The sequence below is a fragment of the Longimicrobium sp. genome (assembly GCA_036389135.1).
In the GTDB taxonomy this organism is placed as follows: Bacteria; Gemmatimonadota; Gemmatimonadetes; order Longimicrobiales; family Longimicrobiaceae; genus Longimicrobium.
This window is the reverse complement of the sequence record DASVQP010000099.1, coordinates 1-14,596: the sequence shown is the minus strand read 5'-3', so window position 1 is coordinate 14,596 and position 14,596 is coordinate 1. Positions and strand designations below refer to the sequence as shown.

General features: G+C 70.0%; 13 protein-coding genes and 1 pseudogene. 9 read left to right on the top strand and 5 right to left on the bottom strand.

The features are described from left to right. Positions 1–326: 326 nt before the first annotated feature. The 4 genes and pseudogenes from VF584_21075 (at position 327) to VF584_21060 (ending at position 2,350) form a co-directional block, all read left to right on the top strand. Positions 327–590 carry a hypothetical protein gene (locus VF584_21075; protein HEX8212682.1) on the top strand — a complete coding sequence of 88 codons (264 nt, stop codon included), beginning with the start codon at positions 327–329 and terminating at the stop codon, positions 588–590. A 187-nt stretch (positions 591–777) separates the two neighbouring features. Next, on the top strand, positions 778–1,206 hold the full coding sequence (locus tag VF584_21070) for an FKBP-type peptidyl-prolyl cis-trans isomerase (GenBank protein ID HEX8212681.1): 429 nt from the start codon (positions 778–780) through the stop codon (positions 1,204–1,206). 88 nt (positions 1,207–1,294) lie between these two features. Further along, positions 1,295–1,495: pseudogene (locus tag VF584_21065) on the top strand (cold shock domain-containing protein). 555 nt (positions 1,496–2,050) lie between these two features. Next, a complete protein-coding gene (locus VF584_21060; GenBank protein HEX8212680.1) occupies positions 2,051–2,350 on the top strand; it encodes a hypothetical protein in 300 nt (99 codons plus the stop codon). A 284-nt stretch (positions 2,351–2,634) separates the two neighbouring features. On the opposite strand, the gene VF584_21055 is transcribed toward VF584_21060, so the two are convergent. Both VF584_21055 and VF584_21050 read right to left on the bottom strand, forming a co-directional pair. Beyond that, positions 2,635–3,177, bottom strand: a complete 543-nt coding sequence (locus VF584_21055) for a YsnF/AvaK domain-containing protein (protein ID HEX8212679.1) — start codon at positions 3,175–3,177, stop codon at positions 2,635–2,637. A 192-nt stretch (positions 3,178–3,369) separates the two neighbouring features. Further along, the gene (locus VF584_21050; protein HEX8212678.1) at positions 3,370–5,682 is read right to left on the bottom strand and encodes a CDC48 family AAA ATPase; all 2,313 of its coding nucleotides are present in this window, start codon (positions 5,680–5,682) and stop codon (positions 3,370–3,372) included. A gap of 332 nt (positions 5,683–6,014) precedes the next feature. On the opposite strand from VF584_21050, the gene VF584_21045 reads away from it, so the two are divergent. From VF584_21045 to VF584_21030, 4 genes are all read left to right on the top strand, one after another. After that, complete coding sequence (locus tag VF584_21045; GenBank protein ID HEX8212677.1) at positions 6,015–6,467, top strand: pyridoxamine 5'-phosphate oxidase family protein; 453 nt, start codon at positions 6,015–6,017, stop codon at positions 6,465–6,467. Positions 6,468–6,624: 157 nt separating this feature from the next. Then, on the top strand, positions 6,625–7,206 hold the full coding sequence (locus VF584_21040; GenBank protein ID HEX8212676.1) for an rRNA adenine N-6-methyltransferase family protein: 582 nt from the start codon (positions 6,625–6,627) through the stop codon (positions 7,204–7,206). Between the two features lie 496 nt (positions 7,207–7,702). Continuing rightward, positions 7,703–10,708, top strand: coding sequence for a SusC/RagA family TonB-linked outer membrane protein (locus VF584_21035; protein ID HEX8212675.1), 3,006 nt, complete (start codon positions 7,703–7,705; stop codon positions 10,706–10,708). Positions 10,709–10,754: 46 nt separating this feature from the next. Next, a complete protein-coding gene (locus tag VF584_21030) occupies positions 10,755–12,185 on the top strand; it encodes a RagB/SusD family nutrient uptake outer membrane protein (protein ID HEX8212674.1) in 1,431 nt (476 codons plus the stop codon). Between the two features lie 547 nt (positions 12,186–12,732). Here VF584_21030 and VF584_21025 read toward each other — a convergent pair. Further along, on the bottom strand, positions 12,733–13,098 hold the full coding sequence (locus VF584_21025; GenBank protein HEX8212673.1) for a response regulator: 366 nt from the start codon (positions 13,096–13,098) through the stop codon (positions 12,733–12,735). A 272-nt stretch (positions 13,099–13,370) separates the two neighbouring features. On the opposite strand from VF584_21025, the gene VF584_21020 reads away from it, so the two are divergent. Further along, the gene (locus tag VF584_21020; protein HEX8212672.1) at positions 13,371–13,793 is read left to right on the top strand and encodes a 6-carboxytetrahydropterin synthase; all 423 of its coding nucleotides are present in this window, start codon (positions 13,371–13,373) and stop codon (positions 13,791–13,793) included. 72 nt (positions 13,794–13,865) lie between these two features. On the opposite strand, the gene VF584_21015 is transcribed toward VF584_21020, so the two are convergent. Then, positions 13,866–14,264 carry a prepilin-type N-terminal cleavage/methylation domain-containing protein gene (locus VF584_21015; GenBank protein ID HEX8212671.1) on the bottom strand — a complete coding sequence of 133 codons (399 nt, stop codon included), beginning with the start codon at positions 14,262–14,264 and terminating at the stop codon, positions 13,866–13,868. 91 nt (positions 14,265–14,355) lie between these two features. Continuing rightward, positions 14,356–14,596 (bottom strand): hypothetical protein (locus VF584_21010; protein ID HEX8212670.1); only part of this gene is annotated, 241 nt, incomplete at its 5' end.

The window sequence follows — 14,596 nt, the reverse complement described above, 5'->3', positions numbered from 1 at the left end:
GCCCGAGCGGTACGAGCAGTCGTCCAACTGGGTGGTGGTCGCACGCCGCGAGCGCGACCTCTTCGGGCTGGACAACACCCGGCGGTGGCGCGCCCCCAGGCTGCGCCCCGGCGCCCGCCCCTGGACCGACGACTACTCCAGCGTGCTCAGCGTCTTCCGGGGATAGCGCTCCGAACCTTTGCGGCGAGTCGGTGTACAAACGTCCGTATCGCCCGGGGCTTCGTCGTCCCCGGCCGCGAGCGGCGTGCGCCACCCCCCGGGCGTACCCGCGCGCCTCCTGGTGCCCGCGGCGTGCAGCCGCCCCAACTTCGACGGGAGTCCAGCCGATGTCCAAGAGCAACGGAACGAAGCGCCTGCGTGCCGAAGACGGCCGCGTCGACCTCACGGCCCGTCCCGGGTGGACCACGGCGCAGGAGCGCCTCCCGTCCGTGGGGGAGCAGGTGCTCTGTGCCGGCGGCCCGGGCGAGGTGGTCGCCGTCCTCGGGAAGACCGGCGACGGAAGCCGGCTCCTGGAGATCCGCCTGGGCGACGTGCAGGCCAAGCCGTTCTTCGCCGCCGCTTCCAACGTGCTGGTGGCACCGCCCGCCTGACCCGCGCCGGACCGGGGCTCGCTCGCACTGAGCGGGCCCTTCTTGCTCCCTGACCGACACCGACGCGCCAACCGTGGCGCGTGTTTCGCGAAAAACGACCAGCGGCCCCCGGTTTTCAGCCGGCGGGCCGCTTTATTGCGTCCTCCCGGATGGGGCCTTCGAGCGTCACACTGCGGCGGGAGGAAGCATGGCAACAGCTCGCTCCGGCGACACCGTCCGGGTGCACTACACCGGCCGGCTGGAGGACGGAACCGTCTTCGACTCGTCGCACGGCCGCGAGCCGCTGGAGTTCGCCCTCGGCGCGGGCGAGGTGATCGCCGGCTTCGACGACGCGGTGGAGGGGATGGAGCCCGGCGAGTCGAAGTCGGTGTGGATCCCCGCCACCAGCGCGTACGGCGCGCACGACGAGGACCTGCTGCTGCTGGTTGAGCTGGACCGCTTCCCTCCCAACATCCGCCCCGAAGTCGGGCAGCGCCTCCAGATGAAGCGCGACGGCGGCGAGCCGGTCGTGGTCACGGTGGCCGAAGTCTCGGACGATGGCGCGGTGCTGGACCAAAACCACCCGCTCGCGGGGCGGGACCTCACCTTCGACCTGGAGCTCGTCGGCATCTCGTGAAACACCCCGTGCCCTCCGCAAGGCACACGATCCAGGCCCCGCGACGGGCGGGGGCATCCACACACCCACAGGCAGAGGGTTCCATACCATGGAGAAGGTGACAGGCACGGTGAAGTGGTTCTCACAGGAGAAGGGATACGGCTTCATCCAGCGCGAGGACGGCCCGGACGTGTTCGTCCACCACAGCGCCATCCAGGGGTCGGGGTTCAAGTCGCTGGACGAGGGTGAGCGCGTGGAGTTCGAGGTGGTGGAGGAGCCCCGCGGCGCCAAGGCCGCCAACGTGGTGCGCCTGGACGCGCCCGCCGGCGGCGCCGCGGGCGGTGCCCCGGGCGGCGATGACGGCTACGGCAACCGCAGCGGCGGCGGAGGCGGGTACGGCGGCGGCGGCGGAAGCCGTGGCGGCGGCGGCTACGGCGGCGGTGGCGGAAGCCGCGGCGGCGGCAGCGGTGGCGGCTATGGCGGTGGCGGCGGCGGGTACGGCGGCGGAGGTGGCGGCCGTGGCGGCGGCGGTGGCGGCGGGCGTGGCGGCAGTGGCGGCGGCGGCCGCGACCGCGACCGCGACTGGTAGGCCCCCTCCCCCCGGCCCCCTCCCCCGCCTGCGGGGGCGCAGGGCGGGCGAGGGGGAGAACTATGCCCCTGCCGCGACCATCGCGGCAGGGGCTGTTTGTTGCTGTTGAACCGTCCACATCCGTCGTAGGGGCGCGATTCATCGCGCCCACCCTCTCCCTTCCTCTACCTCCGCCGCCCGGACGAACTCGCTTCGAACGATCCAAAACGCCTGGACCGGGTACAAACGACCCACAGCGGCGAAGCCCCGCCGCGGCCGACCACACGGGGGAGCGACGTGAAGCAGGACGAAACGCTGATCTACGAAGACCACGACCCATACCGCCTGGGCGAGCGGCGGCTGGGCGAGCCCGCGGGGATCTTTCTCCTGGCGGGGAGCTTCCACGTGGCCAACTACACCAGCCGCGCCGCCGCCGAGCTGCGCGAGCGGGGCGCCCTCCTGGTCGCCACTCTCTGCTTCAGCGAAACCGACGCCGAGCGTTCCGTCTCGGGCGGCGCCCCGCATCCGCGCGGCCTCCCCTCCATCGTGCGCCCCCGCCCCAACGCCGCCCACCTGGAGCGCCCGGCCCGCAACTGAGGGCCAGCTGGGGCAGGCCCGGCAAAGGCTGGCGAGTAAACTCGCTGCAACAAAAGCACAAAGTCCGCCTGCGCGGACTCGGGGTCCGATGCCGCGCTTCTCGAGCCGGCTTCAGCCGTCTTCCCGTGGTTCCAGCCGGGGGATTTATCCCCCGGTGATTCGCCCCCGGTAATTCGACCTCCGGTGCCCCACCCTAACCAAAACCTGCCCCCTCCCCCGGCATCGGGAAGAGGGGGCAGCTCACGTCCGAGGCAACCGCCCCGCCCGTCTACAGCCGCGCCATCCTACATGTTGCCGCCGCCCAGCGCGTCGCGGTCGTGGCGCACCTCGTGGGCGTTGACCTCGCGCACCTCGGCGCGCTCGGTGCGCAGGTCGGCCTCCACCATGCGCTCCTCGGTCACCTCCTGCTTGCGCACCACGAGCTCCTCCTTGGGGACCACGCGCTTCTCCACCACCGCCTCCTCGGCGGTCAGCGGCACGCGGATGTGCTCCTCGCCGATGGTGTGGTTGAGCCCGCCGGCAGCGACCATCCCGCCCTCGATGGGGCGGCGCTCCACCGTCACCTCGTCGTGGGTAAGCGGCACCTCGCGGCGCACGTGCTCCGTCTCCACGCGCTTCTCGATCTCCACCTCGCCCGCGCGTACCTCGCGCGTGCCGATGGCGAGTTGCTCCTCGGAGAGCGTCAGGCGCTCCTCGGTGCCACGAAGCTGCTCGGTGCCGTGCAGCTGGTCGGCGCGAAGCTGCTCATTGCCATGCAGCTGGTCCGCGCGAAGCGAGTCGGCGGTGCGGTCCATCGGGAGGTCGCGGTCGTTGGGAGTGATGCTCATGGTTGCCCTTTGGTTCGGAGTAATCGGGAGGCCGTCCAGCCTCTGCGCTTGGGGTCGGCGGGAAAGCAACAACCGTTCCACAAACCTTCTGCGCCAAACCCGGCAACCTGTTTCCCTGTAACGAGATAGCGACGCGCGAAAACACGGGGAGGGGCGCCCTTCGCCCCTCCCCGTGTTCCTTTCCAGGAGCCGTCAGTGCGCGGTGTTGCGCTCCGGGGCCCGGAAGCCGATCTGCCGGCCGCGCGGGCCCTCGCGCTTCAGCTCGCTGCGCAGCTCCTCGTACTCGCGCTCCATCTCCGGCGTCACCGATGCGCGGCTCTCCTTGAGCGCCGACTCAAAGAAGCGCATCGGCACCTCGGCCACGTCCAGGTCGGTGCGCAGCGCCATCAGCCCCGCGCGGCGCACCAGGTCCTCCAGGTCCGCGCCGGTGAAGCCGTGCGTGCGCTCCGCGATGGTCTCCAGCTGCACGTCTTCCGCCAGCGGCATCCCCGAGGTGTGGATGCGCAGGATGGTGAGCCTCGCCTCGCGCTCCGGCACCGTGATGTACACCAGCTCGTCGAAGCGGCCGGGGCGCAGCAGGGCCGGGTCCAGCAGCGTGGGCCGGTTGGTGGCGCCGATCACCACGATCCCCTGCATTTCCTCCAGCCCGTCCATCTCCGCGAGAATGGTGTTCACCACCCGCTCCGTCACAGCCGGCTCGCCCAGCCCGCCGCCGCGCTGTGGCGCCAGCGAGTCGATCTCGTCGATGAAGATCACCGTAGGCGCCACCTGCCGCGCGCGCTGAAAGAGGCGCGTCACCTGCTGCTCGCTCTCGCCGTACCACTTGCTGAGCAGGTCCGACGACTTGGTGGCGATGAAGTTCGCCTCCGACTCGCGCGCGACGGCCTTGGCCATCAGCGTCTTGCCCGTGCCCGGGGGGCCGTACAGGAGGAAGCCCTTGGCGGGGCGGATCCCCAGGCGGCGGAAGGCGTCGGGGTGCTTCAGGGGGAGTTCCACACCCTCCTTGAGCGCCCGCTTGGCGTCCTCCAGCCCGCCGATGTCGTCCCACCCCACGTCCGGCACCTGGATCATGATCTCGCGCACGGCGGAGGGCTGCACCCGCTTGAGCGCGTTGATGAAGTCGTCGCGGCACACGATCAGCCGTGCCAGCACGTCCGCCGGGATCTCCACCTGGTTCAGGTCCAGCGCGGGGAGGTGGCGCCGCAGCGTGTCGATGGCGGCCTCGCGAGCCAGCGCCGTGAGGTCCGCGCCCACGAAGCCGTAGGTGATGCGCGCCAGCTCGTCCAGGTCCACGTCGTTCCCCAGCGGCATCCCGCGGGTGTGGATGGCCAGCACCTCGCGCCGCCCCACCGCGTCCGGCACGCCGATGATGATCTCGCGGTCGAAGCGGCCCGGCCGGCGCAGCGCCTCGTCGATGGCGTTGACGCGGTTGGTGGCGGCGATCACCACCACGTTCTGCCGCGGCTTCAGCCCGTCCATCAGCGTCAGCAGCTGCGCCACGATGCGCCGCTCCACCTCCCCCGTCACCTCCTCGCGCTTGGGTGCGATGGAGTCGATCTCGTCGATGAAGACGATGGAGGGCGCCTGCTGCTCCGCCTGCTCGAACACCTCGCGCAGCCGCTGCTCGCTCTCGCCGTAGTGCCGCCCCATGATCTCCGGGCCGGCGATGTGGAAGAACTGCGCGCGCGCCTCGTTGGCCACCGCGCGCGCAAGCAGCGTCTTGCCCGTCCCCGGCGGGCCGTGCAGGATGACGCCCTTGGGCGGGTCGATCCCCAGCCGCTGGAAGAGCTCCGGGTGCTTCAGCGGGAGCTCGATCATCTCCCGCACCTGGTCGATGGTGGGCCCCAGGCCGCCGATGTCGTCGTAGGTGATGTCGCCCCGGCTGGGGTCTTCCGGCTCAGCGTACTCGGGAAGGAGCTCGATCTCGGTGTCCTCCACCACCTGCACGATCCCGCGCGGCGTCGTTCCCACCACGCGCAGGCGGATCTCCTGCAGCGCGTACGCCGTCTGCTGGAAGAAGGTGCGAAAGAGCTCCTCGGGGAACGCCCCCGGGTCCTCGGGGCCGCGCGACGTCTCGGTGCGCTGGTAGGCGGAGGTCGAGATCGTGTCGCCCTGCGTGAGCGGGCGGCGGAAGAGGGTGCGGCGCAGGGCGTCGCCGGTGCCCATCAGCCGCAGGTTCTCCTGCGCGGGGGCCAGCGTCACGCGGCGGGCGGGCTCCACCTTGGCGCAGCGCACCTCCACGTAGTCGCCGATGCTGACGCCGCTGTTGGTGCGCTGAAGGCCGTCCAGGCGGATCAGGTCCAGCCCGTCGTCCTCCGGGTACGGCGGAAGGGCGACGGCGGCCGTGGTCACCGGCCCCACGATCTCGATGATCTCGCCTTCCTTGAGGCCCAGCGCCTGGAAGGTGCGCTGCCCCAGCCGGGCCGTGCCCTTGGCCATGTCCTCGCGCTTCGCCCCGGCCACCTGCAGCCGCACGCTCTCTCCCTGCTGCTCTCGATCCGCCATCCGCGCGCTCCTCGTGGTGCCGTTTTGCCCCGCCCCGTGTGCGGGGGAGGCCGCGCAGGCGCAAGTTCCAATCCACCCGCGCGACGCCCTGTGCCCGGCCGCGGGACGACCCTTGCGTCCTGCCTGGCCTCACGCAGAGGCGCAGAGACGCAGGGAGAGAAAAACAGATGGCCTCACACAGAGCCACAGAGGTTACGGAAAGAAAAGCAGAAGGCGTCTTCTGTGGCCTTTCCGTTCCCCTCCGCGTCTCTGTGTGATGCTTTTCTCCCGCGCCTTCGCGTGAGACCATTTCTTTCCATCGCAGTGCCACCCGCAGCCACGGAGAGACCGGCATGTCCGCACCGCAACCGCAAGCCTTCCGCCCGCTGGAACGCGCCGGCGCCGACGCGATCCTGGCCCGGAACCGGGTGGGGCGGATCGCCTACACGCGCCGCGGCCGCTTGGAGGTGGAGCCCGTCCTCTACGCCTGGGCAGACGGGTGGCTGTGGGCGCGCACCTCGTACGGCTCCAGCTGGGCGGCCCTGGTCGGCGAGTCGCACGGCACCCCCATCACCTTCGAGGTGGACGAGGTGGAGGCGGGGTTCCGCTGGCGGAGCGTGGTGGTGCGGGGGATCCTGCACCCGGTGGAGCACCCCGCCGACGGCGGCGATCCGGCGGTGTGGGTGCACGCGGTGGAGCTGGTGCGCGCGCTGGATCCGGGGATCACGGGGGCAGCCCTGCGCAGCTCGCTGGTGAGGATCGCGGTGGAGGAGGCGGCCGGGCGCGAGGGGGCGGGGGAGGGTTGACCCTGGCGCGCGGGGCTCCGCGGGGGCACCTTGTGGGCACCCGCGCCCTGAATCGCGGGTGAGTCCCGTTTTTGCGTACCGTGTCCACGTGGAGCCGGTGCGCCGCCGCAGCCGGGCCGCGTGCCCGCCAGGACCTACGATCATCCGGAGAACCAACGTGCCCGCAACGACCTCCGCTCACCGCCAGCAGCTCCTGCTCTTCGCGCGCAACTTCCTGAAGCACCCGCGCATGCTGGGCTCGGTGATCCCCAGCTCCCGCTTCCTGGTGAACGAGATGCTGGGCGAGGTGGACTGGGACAGGGCGCGGGTGATCGTGGAGTACGGCCCGGGGGTGGGAACGTTCACGCACAAGATCCTGAAGCGCCTCCACCCGGACGGCATCCTGGTGGCCATCGAGACGAATACGGACTTCGTGAGCTTCCTGCAGCGCGGCGCCGCCGACCCGCGCCTGCACCTGGTGCACGGCTCCGCGGCGGACGTGGGGAGCATCCTGCAGCGGCTGGGGCGCGGCAAGGCGGACTACATCATCTCGGGGATCCCGTTCAGCACCATGCCCGCCGCCCTCCGCGACGGCATCGTGCGCGCCACCCGCGACGCGCTGACCCCCACGGGCGCATTCCTGGTCTACCAGTACTCCAACGGCGTTCTGCCCAACCTCAAGCGCACCTTTGGCCGCGTGAAGCTGGGCTTCGAGCCGCGCAACATCCCGCCCGCGCGCCTGTACTACTGCAATCCGTAGCGGCGCGGCCCCCGCCCGCGCTCGTCACCTCGCTGCCCCCTCCCCCAACAACTACATGGGGGAGGGGGCGCTTGCATTCATCCGTAAAGGCGGCCGGCATCGCGAGCCCGCCTCATTCCGTTCCTCTCTCCGTGCCTCCGCGTCTCCGCGTGAGCCCCCGCCTTCCGTGCGCCCAGGCGTCCGGAAACGCCCGTTCGCACGTTGTATCGCAACGCAAGCAAGGGCTCTGAAGGGGCGCACCCGGACCAGAGTCTTCTTGCGGAGAGGCGGGGTGGAGAGTAGCTTCTGCGTTCACCCCGCCCCGAACACCGTCTCCAGAGCCGGCCCCAGCACGCCGGCCAGGCGCGTGTTCCAGCCCGTACGTTCGTGTCATCCGTGGGAGCGGCCCCGCTCCTGGCGCCCTCCCGCCGCACATCCACCATTCGCAAACACGGAGGCGACCCGCGCACATCCGCACGCACGCGCAGGAACTTTTACCAACCCCCAACGAGGAAGTATGTCGAAACGCATCCTGTCGTTCGTCATGTCCCTGCTCCTGATCGCGGGGAGCGCCAGCGGCGCGACCGCGCAGCAGCGGCAGGTGACGGGTACGGTGACCGGTGCCGACCAGGCGCCCGTCTCCGGCGCCACCGTCACCATCACCGGCACCCGCCGCGGCGTCCAGACCGACGCCGGCGGCCGCTTCAACATCGGCGTTCCCGCGGGCGACGCGTCGCTGACCGTCAGCCGCCTGGGCTTCAGCAGCCGCGTCATCCCGGTTCCGGCCGGCCAGAGCAACGTGGACGTCCGCCTCCAGGCGGACATCCTGAACCTGGAAGCGCTCGTCGTCACCGGCACGGCCACCACGGTGCGCCGCCAGAACGCGGCGAACGCCGTGGCCGTGGTGAGCCGCGCGGAGCTCCAGCGCGCCCCGGCGCCCACCATCGAGCGCGCCCTGCAGGGCAAGGTGGCCGGCGCGCAGATCGTCACCAACTCCGGCGCCCCCGGCGGCGGCGCGCAGTTCCGTATCCGCGGCATCAGCACGCTGATCGGCAACAGCTCGCCGCTGTACGTGGTGGACGGGGTGATCATCTCCGACGCGGGCATCGCCGGCGGGCAGAACTTCGTCTCGGGCGCGGGCACGCGTACCGACATCGCCGGCGTGCAGGACAACGTGGTGAACCGCGTCGCCGACCTGAACCCGGCCGACATCGAGTCGGTCGAGGTGCTCAAGGGCGCTTCGGCCTCGGCCGTGTACGGCTCCAAGGCGGCCAACGGCGTGATCGTGATCCGCACGCGCGGCGGCCGGGCGGGCGCTCCGCGCTTCAACCTCACGCAGCGCTTCGGCTACGCCGAGCAGGCCCGCACGCTGGGCACGCGCAGCTGGACGCGTGACGAGGCCGAGGACGAGCTCCACCTCACCACGGCGCAGCTTGACACGTACTTCAACGCCGACGGCACGCCCAAGGCGGTGTACGACCACGAGTCGGACGTGTTCGGACGCCGGGCGCCGCAGTCGGAGACCAACGTCTCCGTGAGCGGCGGCACGGAGGCCACGCGCTACTACGTCTCCGGCACGGTGGCGAACAACGAGGGGATCGCGGCCAACACCGGCTTCAACCGCCAGGGGCTGCAGCTTCGCCTCGACCAGAACCTGGGCTCGCGCCTGCGGGTGGGCGTGTCTGCCAACGTGAACCACACGGTGGCGGCCCGCGGCCTTACGGGCAACGACAACAACGGCGTGTCGTACTACGCCGCCATCTCGTTCACCCCGAGCTTCGTGAACCTGAACGGGAGCAACGGGATCTACCCCGCCAACCCGTTCGCTCCCAGCAACCCGGTACAGACCGCGGCGCTCTCGACCAACGACGAGAGCACCTGGCGCACCATCTCGTCGCTCAACGTCACGTACGACATCCTGGAGCGCGGCGCCAACCGGCTGCAGTTCCTGGGCAACGGCGGCGTGGACTTCTTCCAGCAGCGCAACGCCCTGTTCTACCCGGCGGAGCTGCAGTTCGAGGACGACGACAACCTGCCGGGCACTGCGGTCAATACGAACGCGAACAACACCAACGTCAACGGCAACCTCAACCTGGTCCACATCTTCGACCCTGAGGGCGGCTCCTTCCGCGCGACGACGTCGGTCGGCATGCAGTACGAGGACCGCGACCTGACGACGAACGCCGTGGGCGGGCGCTACCTGATCGGCGGCGTGCGCCTTCCGGAGACGGGGGCGAACACCACCCTGAGCGGCGGGCGCACCCGCACGCGCGACCAGGGCTTCTTCGGCCAGGAGGAGCTCCTTCTGCTCGACGAGCGGCTGACGCTCACCGGCAGCCTGCGCGCGGACCGCAGCAGCAACAACGCGGACGCGAACGAGTACTTCCTGTACCCGAAGGCGTCGGCCTCCTTCCGCCTGGGGAACCTGCTCCCGCGGGTGGACGACATCAAGCTGCGCGCGGCGTACGGCTCCAGCGGCAACCAGCCGCTCTTCAGCCAGCGCTTCGCCCCGCTCTTCGTCAGCAATCTGAACGGGCAGCCTGGAATCCAGGTCAACGGCACCTTTGGCGCCAGCGACCTGCGCCCGGAGCGCACCACGGAGCTCGAGGGCGGCGTAGACTTCACGCTGTTCAACGGCAACGCGCGCCTTGAGCTGACCGGGTACAACAAGGTGGTGACGGACTTCCTCCTGTCGCGCACCCTGGCGCCGTCCACGGGATTCAGCACGCAGTTCTTCAACGGCGGCGAGCTTCACGCCCGCGGGTTCGAGGCGCTGCTGGAGGCCACCCCGGTGCGCCGCGACAACCTGACGTGGCTCACGCGCACCACGTTCTACCGGAACCGCCACAAGATCACCGACCTGCCGGTGCCGGCGTTCCGCCCCGCCAGCTCGAGCTTCGGCTTCGTGTATGGCGGCTACCTGATCCAGAACGACGAGTCGCCCACCGCCATGCTCGGCTTCAAGAACGGCGAGCGGGTGATCTACGGCGATTCGGAGCCGGACTTCCTGATGGGCTTCACCAACGACTTCACGATGGGACGCTTCACCCTCTCGTCGCTGGTCGACTGGAGCAAGGGCGGCCTGGTGGCCAACCTTACCCGCAGCTACTACGACGACGCCCGCACCACGCCGGACTTCCTGGCCCCCAGCAGCGTGGGGCGCAACCCGGACGGCACGGTGATCCCGCGCGACTTCAACGAGTGCGACTACACCTGCCTTTCGGGTGAGGAGCGCGCCGCGCTGGTGGGTGCCTGGTCGCCGTACATCGAGGACGCCTCCTTCGTCAAGGTGCGCGAGGTGTCGCTGGCCTACGACGTTCCGTCGCAGATCCTCAACCGCGCGGGCCGCGTGAACAGCGCGCGCATCACGCTGGCGGCGCGCAACCCGTACACGTGGACGCGCTACACCGGGCTCGACCCGGAGGTCAGCAACTTCGGCAACCGCTCGGTGGGCCGTAACATCGACGTGACCCCGTTCCCGCCCAGCCGCTCGTTCTGGCTCGGCTTCAACGTGGGCTTCTGAGATGACGAGCCACCGACTTCCCCTGCGCAGGAACACAGGATTTTCCATGAACCGACGCGCTTTGCTTCCCCTTTTGGCAGGGGCGCTGGCGCTGGGGGCTTGTGACGCGGATCTGACGATCCCGAACTACAACAGCCCCAGCATCGGCGACCTCCAGGCGAACCCCACCAACAGCGGCGTCCTGGCCGCCACCACCGGGCTGCTGATCGGCACCCGGCAGGATCAGGCCGGCTACGTCCGCATCGGCGCCATCCCGGGCCGCGAGGGGTATTTCGTGGACCCCAACGAGGGCCGGTACGTGCGGCAGCTGGCCGCCGGCACGCCGGATGCCTCGGACTTCACGGGCGGCTCGTACTGGGCCGCCCCGTACAACGCGATCCGTACGGGGAACCTCATCCTGTCGATCACGGACGATCCGCGCCTCACGTTCAGCGCGTCGGAGCGGGCCTCCATCAAGGGGTTCGTGAAGACGATGCAGGCGTTCAACTTCGTGCAGATCCTGAACTGGCGCGAGCAGATCCCGATCGCCGTGGGCGTCTCTCCCGAGGAGGCACCGGCGCCGCTGGTGAGCCGCGCGGAAGCGTTCGCCTTCATCTCGACGCTGCTGGACGAGGGGAACACGGACCTGGGCGGCGCCAGCGGGAGCTTCACGTTCTCCACGGGTCCCGGTCTGAGCCAGTTCGGGTTCAACGACGCCGCTACGTTCCGCCAGTTCAACCGGGGCCTCAAGGCCCGCGTGGAGGTGTACCGCGCCACGCTCGGGCACACGGCCACGCCGTCGAGCCCGGCGAACTACACGGCGGCGCTCACGGCGCTGAGCGGGTCGTTCATCAGCACGGCGGACGCGAGCCGCGCCGGGCTGAACCGCGGGCTGTACTTTTCGTACAGCAGCCTGTCGGGCGACCTGACGAACTCCAACTTCGACAACAGCGGCCGTCTGATCGCGGACAACCGCAACCGTACGGAGGCCCAGCTGCAGGCGGGCGGCGCGCGTGACGCGCGTCTCCTCCTGAAGCAGGACTCGGCGCAGACGAACCGCGTCTCCATCGGGCTCACGAGCACGGAGCGCTTCCGTCTGTACGACACCCGCCCCTTCTTCGGGGCCGGGGGCAGCGCGTCGCCCATCCCGGCAATGCGCAACGAGGAGCTGATCCTGCTGCGCGCCGAGGCCCGGTACTTCACGAATGACCTTCCCGGCGCGCTGTCGGACCTGAACTTCGTGCGCACCAACTCGGGCGGCCTTGCGCCGCTCGTGGCGGCGGACATCGCGACGCCGGCGCAGTTCATCACCCGGCTGCTGTACGAGCGCCGGTACTCGCTCCTCTTTGAGGGCGGGCACCGGTGGATCGACCACCGCCGTTTCGGCCGTCTCGCGGAGCTCAACTCCACGGGCGTGTCGGACGCGGCGCGGGCGAACGACAAGACCTTTGCGTTCTTCCCGCTGCCGATCAACGAGCAGCTCGCCCGCGGCCTGTAGCACCGGCCGCTGGTGAAGGAAAAGGGGGCGCGGCGCTTCGGCGCCGCGCCCCTGTTCTGTTTCGATCGTTGGGCCGGGCCGAAGCGGCAGCGTCGTTGCCGCATCGTCCGTGGCGCAGCAACACCGGCGCCGGATCGCCGGGGGATGCATCCCCCGGCTGGAACCACGGGAAGGCGGCTGAAGCCGGCTCAAGCAACGCGAGATTGAACCCGGAGTCCGCGGAGGCGTACTCTGTGTGTTTCCTGCGGCCTTCATTCGCTTCTGGAAACGGCGAGTGGCAGGCTGCGCCGGATGGCGGGCCACGGGCAGCCACGTGGGGCTGCCCCTGCGCGGTGTCCGGTGGTATGGCGGGGGGCGCCGCGGCGGAGAGGGCGGGCAGACACGTGGGTCTGCCCCTACGGGATCGGGGCGTGGGGCGAGGGCCGAGGAAGGCGGAGGGTGGGCGCGATGAATCGCGCCCCTACAGGTGCGGTGCGGGTTATCGGGCGCGGGCGGATCTCGCCCCCGAGTCCGCGAAGGCGGACTTTGTGCTGTTGTTGCAGCGAGTTTACTCGCCCGCGCCGGAGGGGGCCAGCCAGACGGGGAGGCGCGCCAGGAAGGAGCGGATGTCGAGCGGCTTCGCCACCCAGTCGTCGCACCCGGCGGCCAGCACCCGGTCGCGGGCGCCCTCCATGGCGGTGACCGCCACGATGGGGATGCGGGGAAAGTCCGGGTCGGAGCGCAGGGTGCGGGTGGCCTCCAGCCCGTCCATCCCCGGCATCATCATGTCCATCAGGATCAGGTCCGGCCGGATGGCGCGCGCTTCCGCCACCGCCTCGTACCCGTTCGCCGCCAGGTGCACCTGGTAGCCAAAGGCCTCCAGCAGCGTGCACAGCGCGTCGCGGCTGTCCTCGTGGTCTTCGGCGATGAGCACCGTCGCCCCGCCCGCGTGCGCGGATACCGCTCCTGAGTGTGACGAGAGCGAGTGCGGACCGCGGGAGGCGGAATGGAACGGCGACGGCTCCGAAGAAGCCGGGGAGAGTACAGCCATCGATGTTTGAGGGCGTCAACAGGGTGGAAAACGTGTGCGGCACAGGACCCGAAACGCAAGGGATGTGCCCCGCTTCGCACAGCCGCGCTTGTGTCGCCCGGCCGATACGGGTACAATTTTGTGAACTTTCTTTACACCTCGTCCGTACAGATTCCATGCAGCAGATGGTCCTAACGCGGCGCGTGCGCTTCTGCGCCGCGCACCGCTACCACCGCCCGGAGTGGAGCGACGAGCGCAACCGCGAGGTCTTTGGGCCGTGCAGCAATCCGCACGGGCACGGCCACAATTATCTGCTCGAGGTCTCCATACAGGGTACCGTGGATCCCCTCACCGGGTTCGCCGTGGAGCTGGGCGCGCTGGACCGGGTGCTGCGCGAGGAGGTGGTGGAGCCGCTCGACCACCAGCACCTCAACCACGCCGTGCCCGAGTTCGCGCCCGGCGGGCTGGTGCCCACCACGGAGAACATCCTCCTCCTCCTGTGGCAGCGGGTGGAGGGGCGGCTGGAGGGGGCTCGGCTGGTGGCGATGCGGCTGCACGAGAACGACGACTTCTTCGTGGAGTACCGCGGCCCACGCTGACCGGCGCCACAAACGCAGAAAGCCGCCCGGTGGGCGGCTTTCTGCGTTTGTGCGGTCAGGATGGATGGGCGCTCAGGTGCACCCTGAATCGTGGGGGACGATCTCCCGGGCCGCATTGATGGTGAACCAGCGAAGACCAGTGAGGGTGGGCTGCGCGCAGGCCAGGTAGGTGGCCCCGTCTCCGCTGTCGATCAGGAAGGTGTAGTACTTCGCGTTCGCAAAGGTGGAGGCGCCGCCTTCCAGTTCCGCGATGTCCGACGCGTACTCGTCGTTCTTCTGCTTGTAACGCTCCTGGAGCGTGAAGAGCTGCTTCAGGATCGGCTGCGCCTCCGCTTCCTTGGCCGACTTGGAGACGTTCCCGAATTTCGGGATCGCGATCGCGGCCAGGACCCCGATGATCACCACCACGATCATGAGCTCGATCAGGGTGAAGCCTTTTCGGCCGAGCCGGGCGGGATCAAACGCGGTCATGGTACGATTCTCGGGCAGTGGGAGCGGAGAGGACGGTCCGGCAGCCGTATCAGGAGCGGCTGCCGGGTCGCTACGTCAGGTCAGGCGCGGATCAGGAGCAGGCGGTGGTGGTCGGGCGGGCATCCGTCGCCGCGCCGGCCGCGCTCTGCGTGATGTACATCGCCACGAGACCTGCCGCGGTACCCTGCGCGGTCGGATTGGCGCGGGCGCACATCGCAGTCGTGCTGCCGGAGAGAATCTCGAAGGTGAAGTACGTGGCGTTCGGGTTCTCGAAGCCGGGGAGGCTCGCCGCCATCGCGCCGGCGGCCGTGGTGCCGACGTAGGTGTCGAAC

Excerpts from the sequence above, each read along its gene's own strand:
- VF584_21030 (HEX8212674.1), top strand. The coding sequence starts at position 10,755 with ATGAACCGACGCGCTTTGCTTCCCCTTTTGGCAGGGGCGCTGGCGCTG.
- VF584_21015 (HEX8212671.1), bottom strand. The coding sequence starts at position 14,264 with ATGACCGCGTTTGATCCCGCCCGGCTCGGCCGAAAAGGCTTCACCCTG.
- VF584_21055 (HEX8212679.1), bottom strand. The coding sequence starts at position 3,177 with ATGAGCATCACTCCCAACGACCGCGACCTCCCGATGGACCGCACCGCC.
- VF584_21045 (HEX8212677.1), top strand. The coding sequence starts at position 6,015 with ATGTCCGCACCGCAACCGCAAGCCTTCCGCCCGCTGGAACGCGCCGGC.
- VF584_21035 (HEX8212675.1), top strand. The coding sequence starts at position 7,703 with ATGTCGAAACGCATCCTGTCGTTCGTCATGTCCCTGCTCCTGATCGCG.
- VF584_21070 (HEX8212681.1), top strand. The coding sequence starts at position 778 with ATGGCAACAGCTCGCTCCGGCGACACCGTCCGGGTGCACTACACCGGC.
- VF584_21075 (HEX8212682.1), top strand. The coding sequence starts at position 327 with ATGTCCAAGAGCAACGGAACGAAGCGCCTGCGTGCCGAAGACGGCCGC.
- VF584_21050 (HEX8212678.1), bottom strand. The coding sequence starts at position 5,682 with ATGGCGGATCGAGAGCAGCAGGGAGAGAGCGTGCGGCTGCAGGTGGCC.
- VF584_21020 (HEX8212672.1), top strand. The coding sequence starts at position 13,371 with ATGCAGCAGATGGTCCTAACGCGGCGCGTGCGCTTCTGCGCCGCGCAC.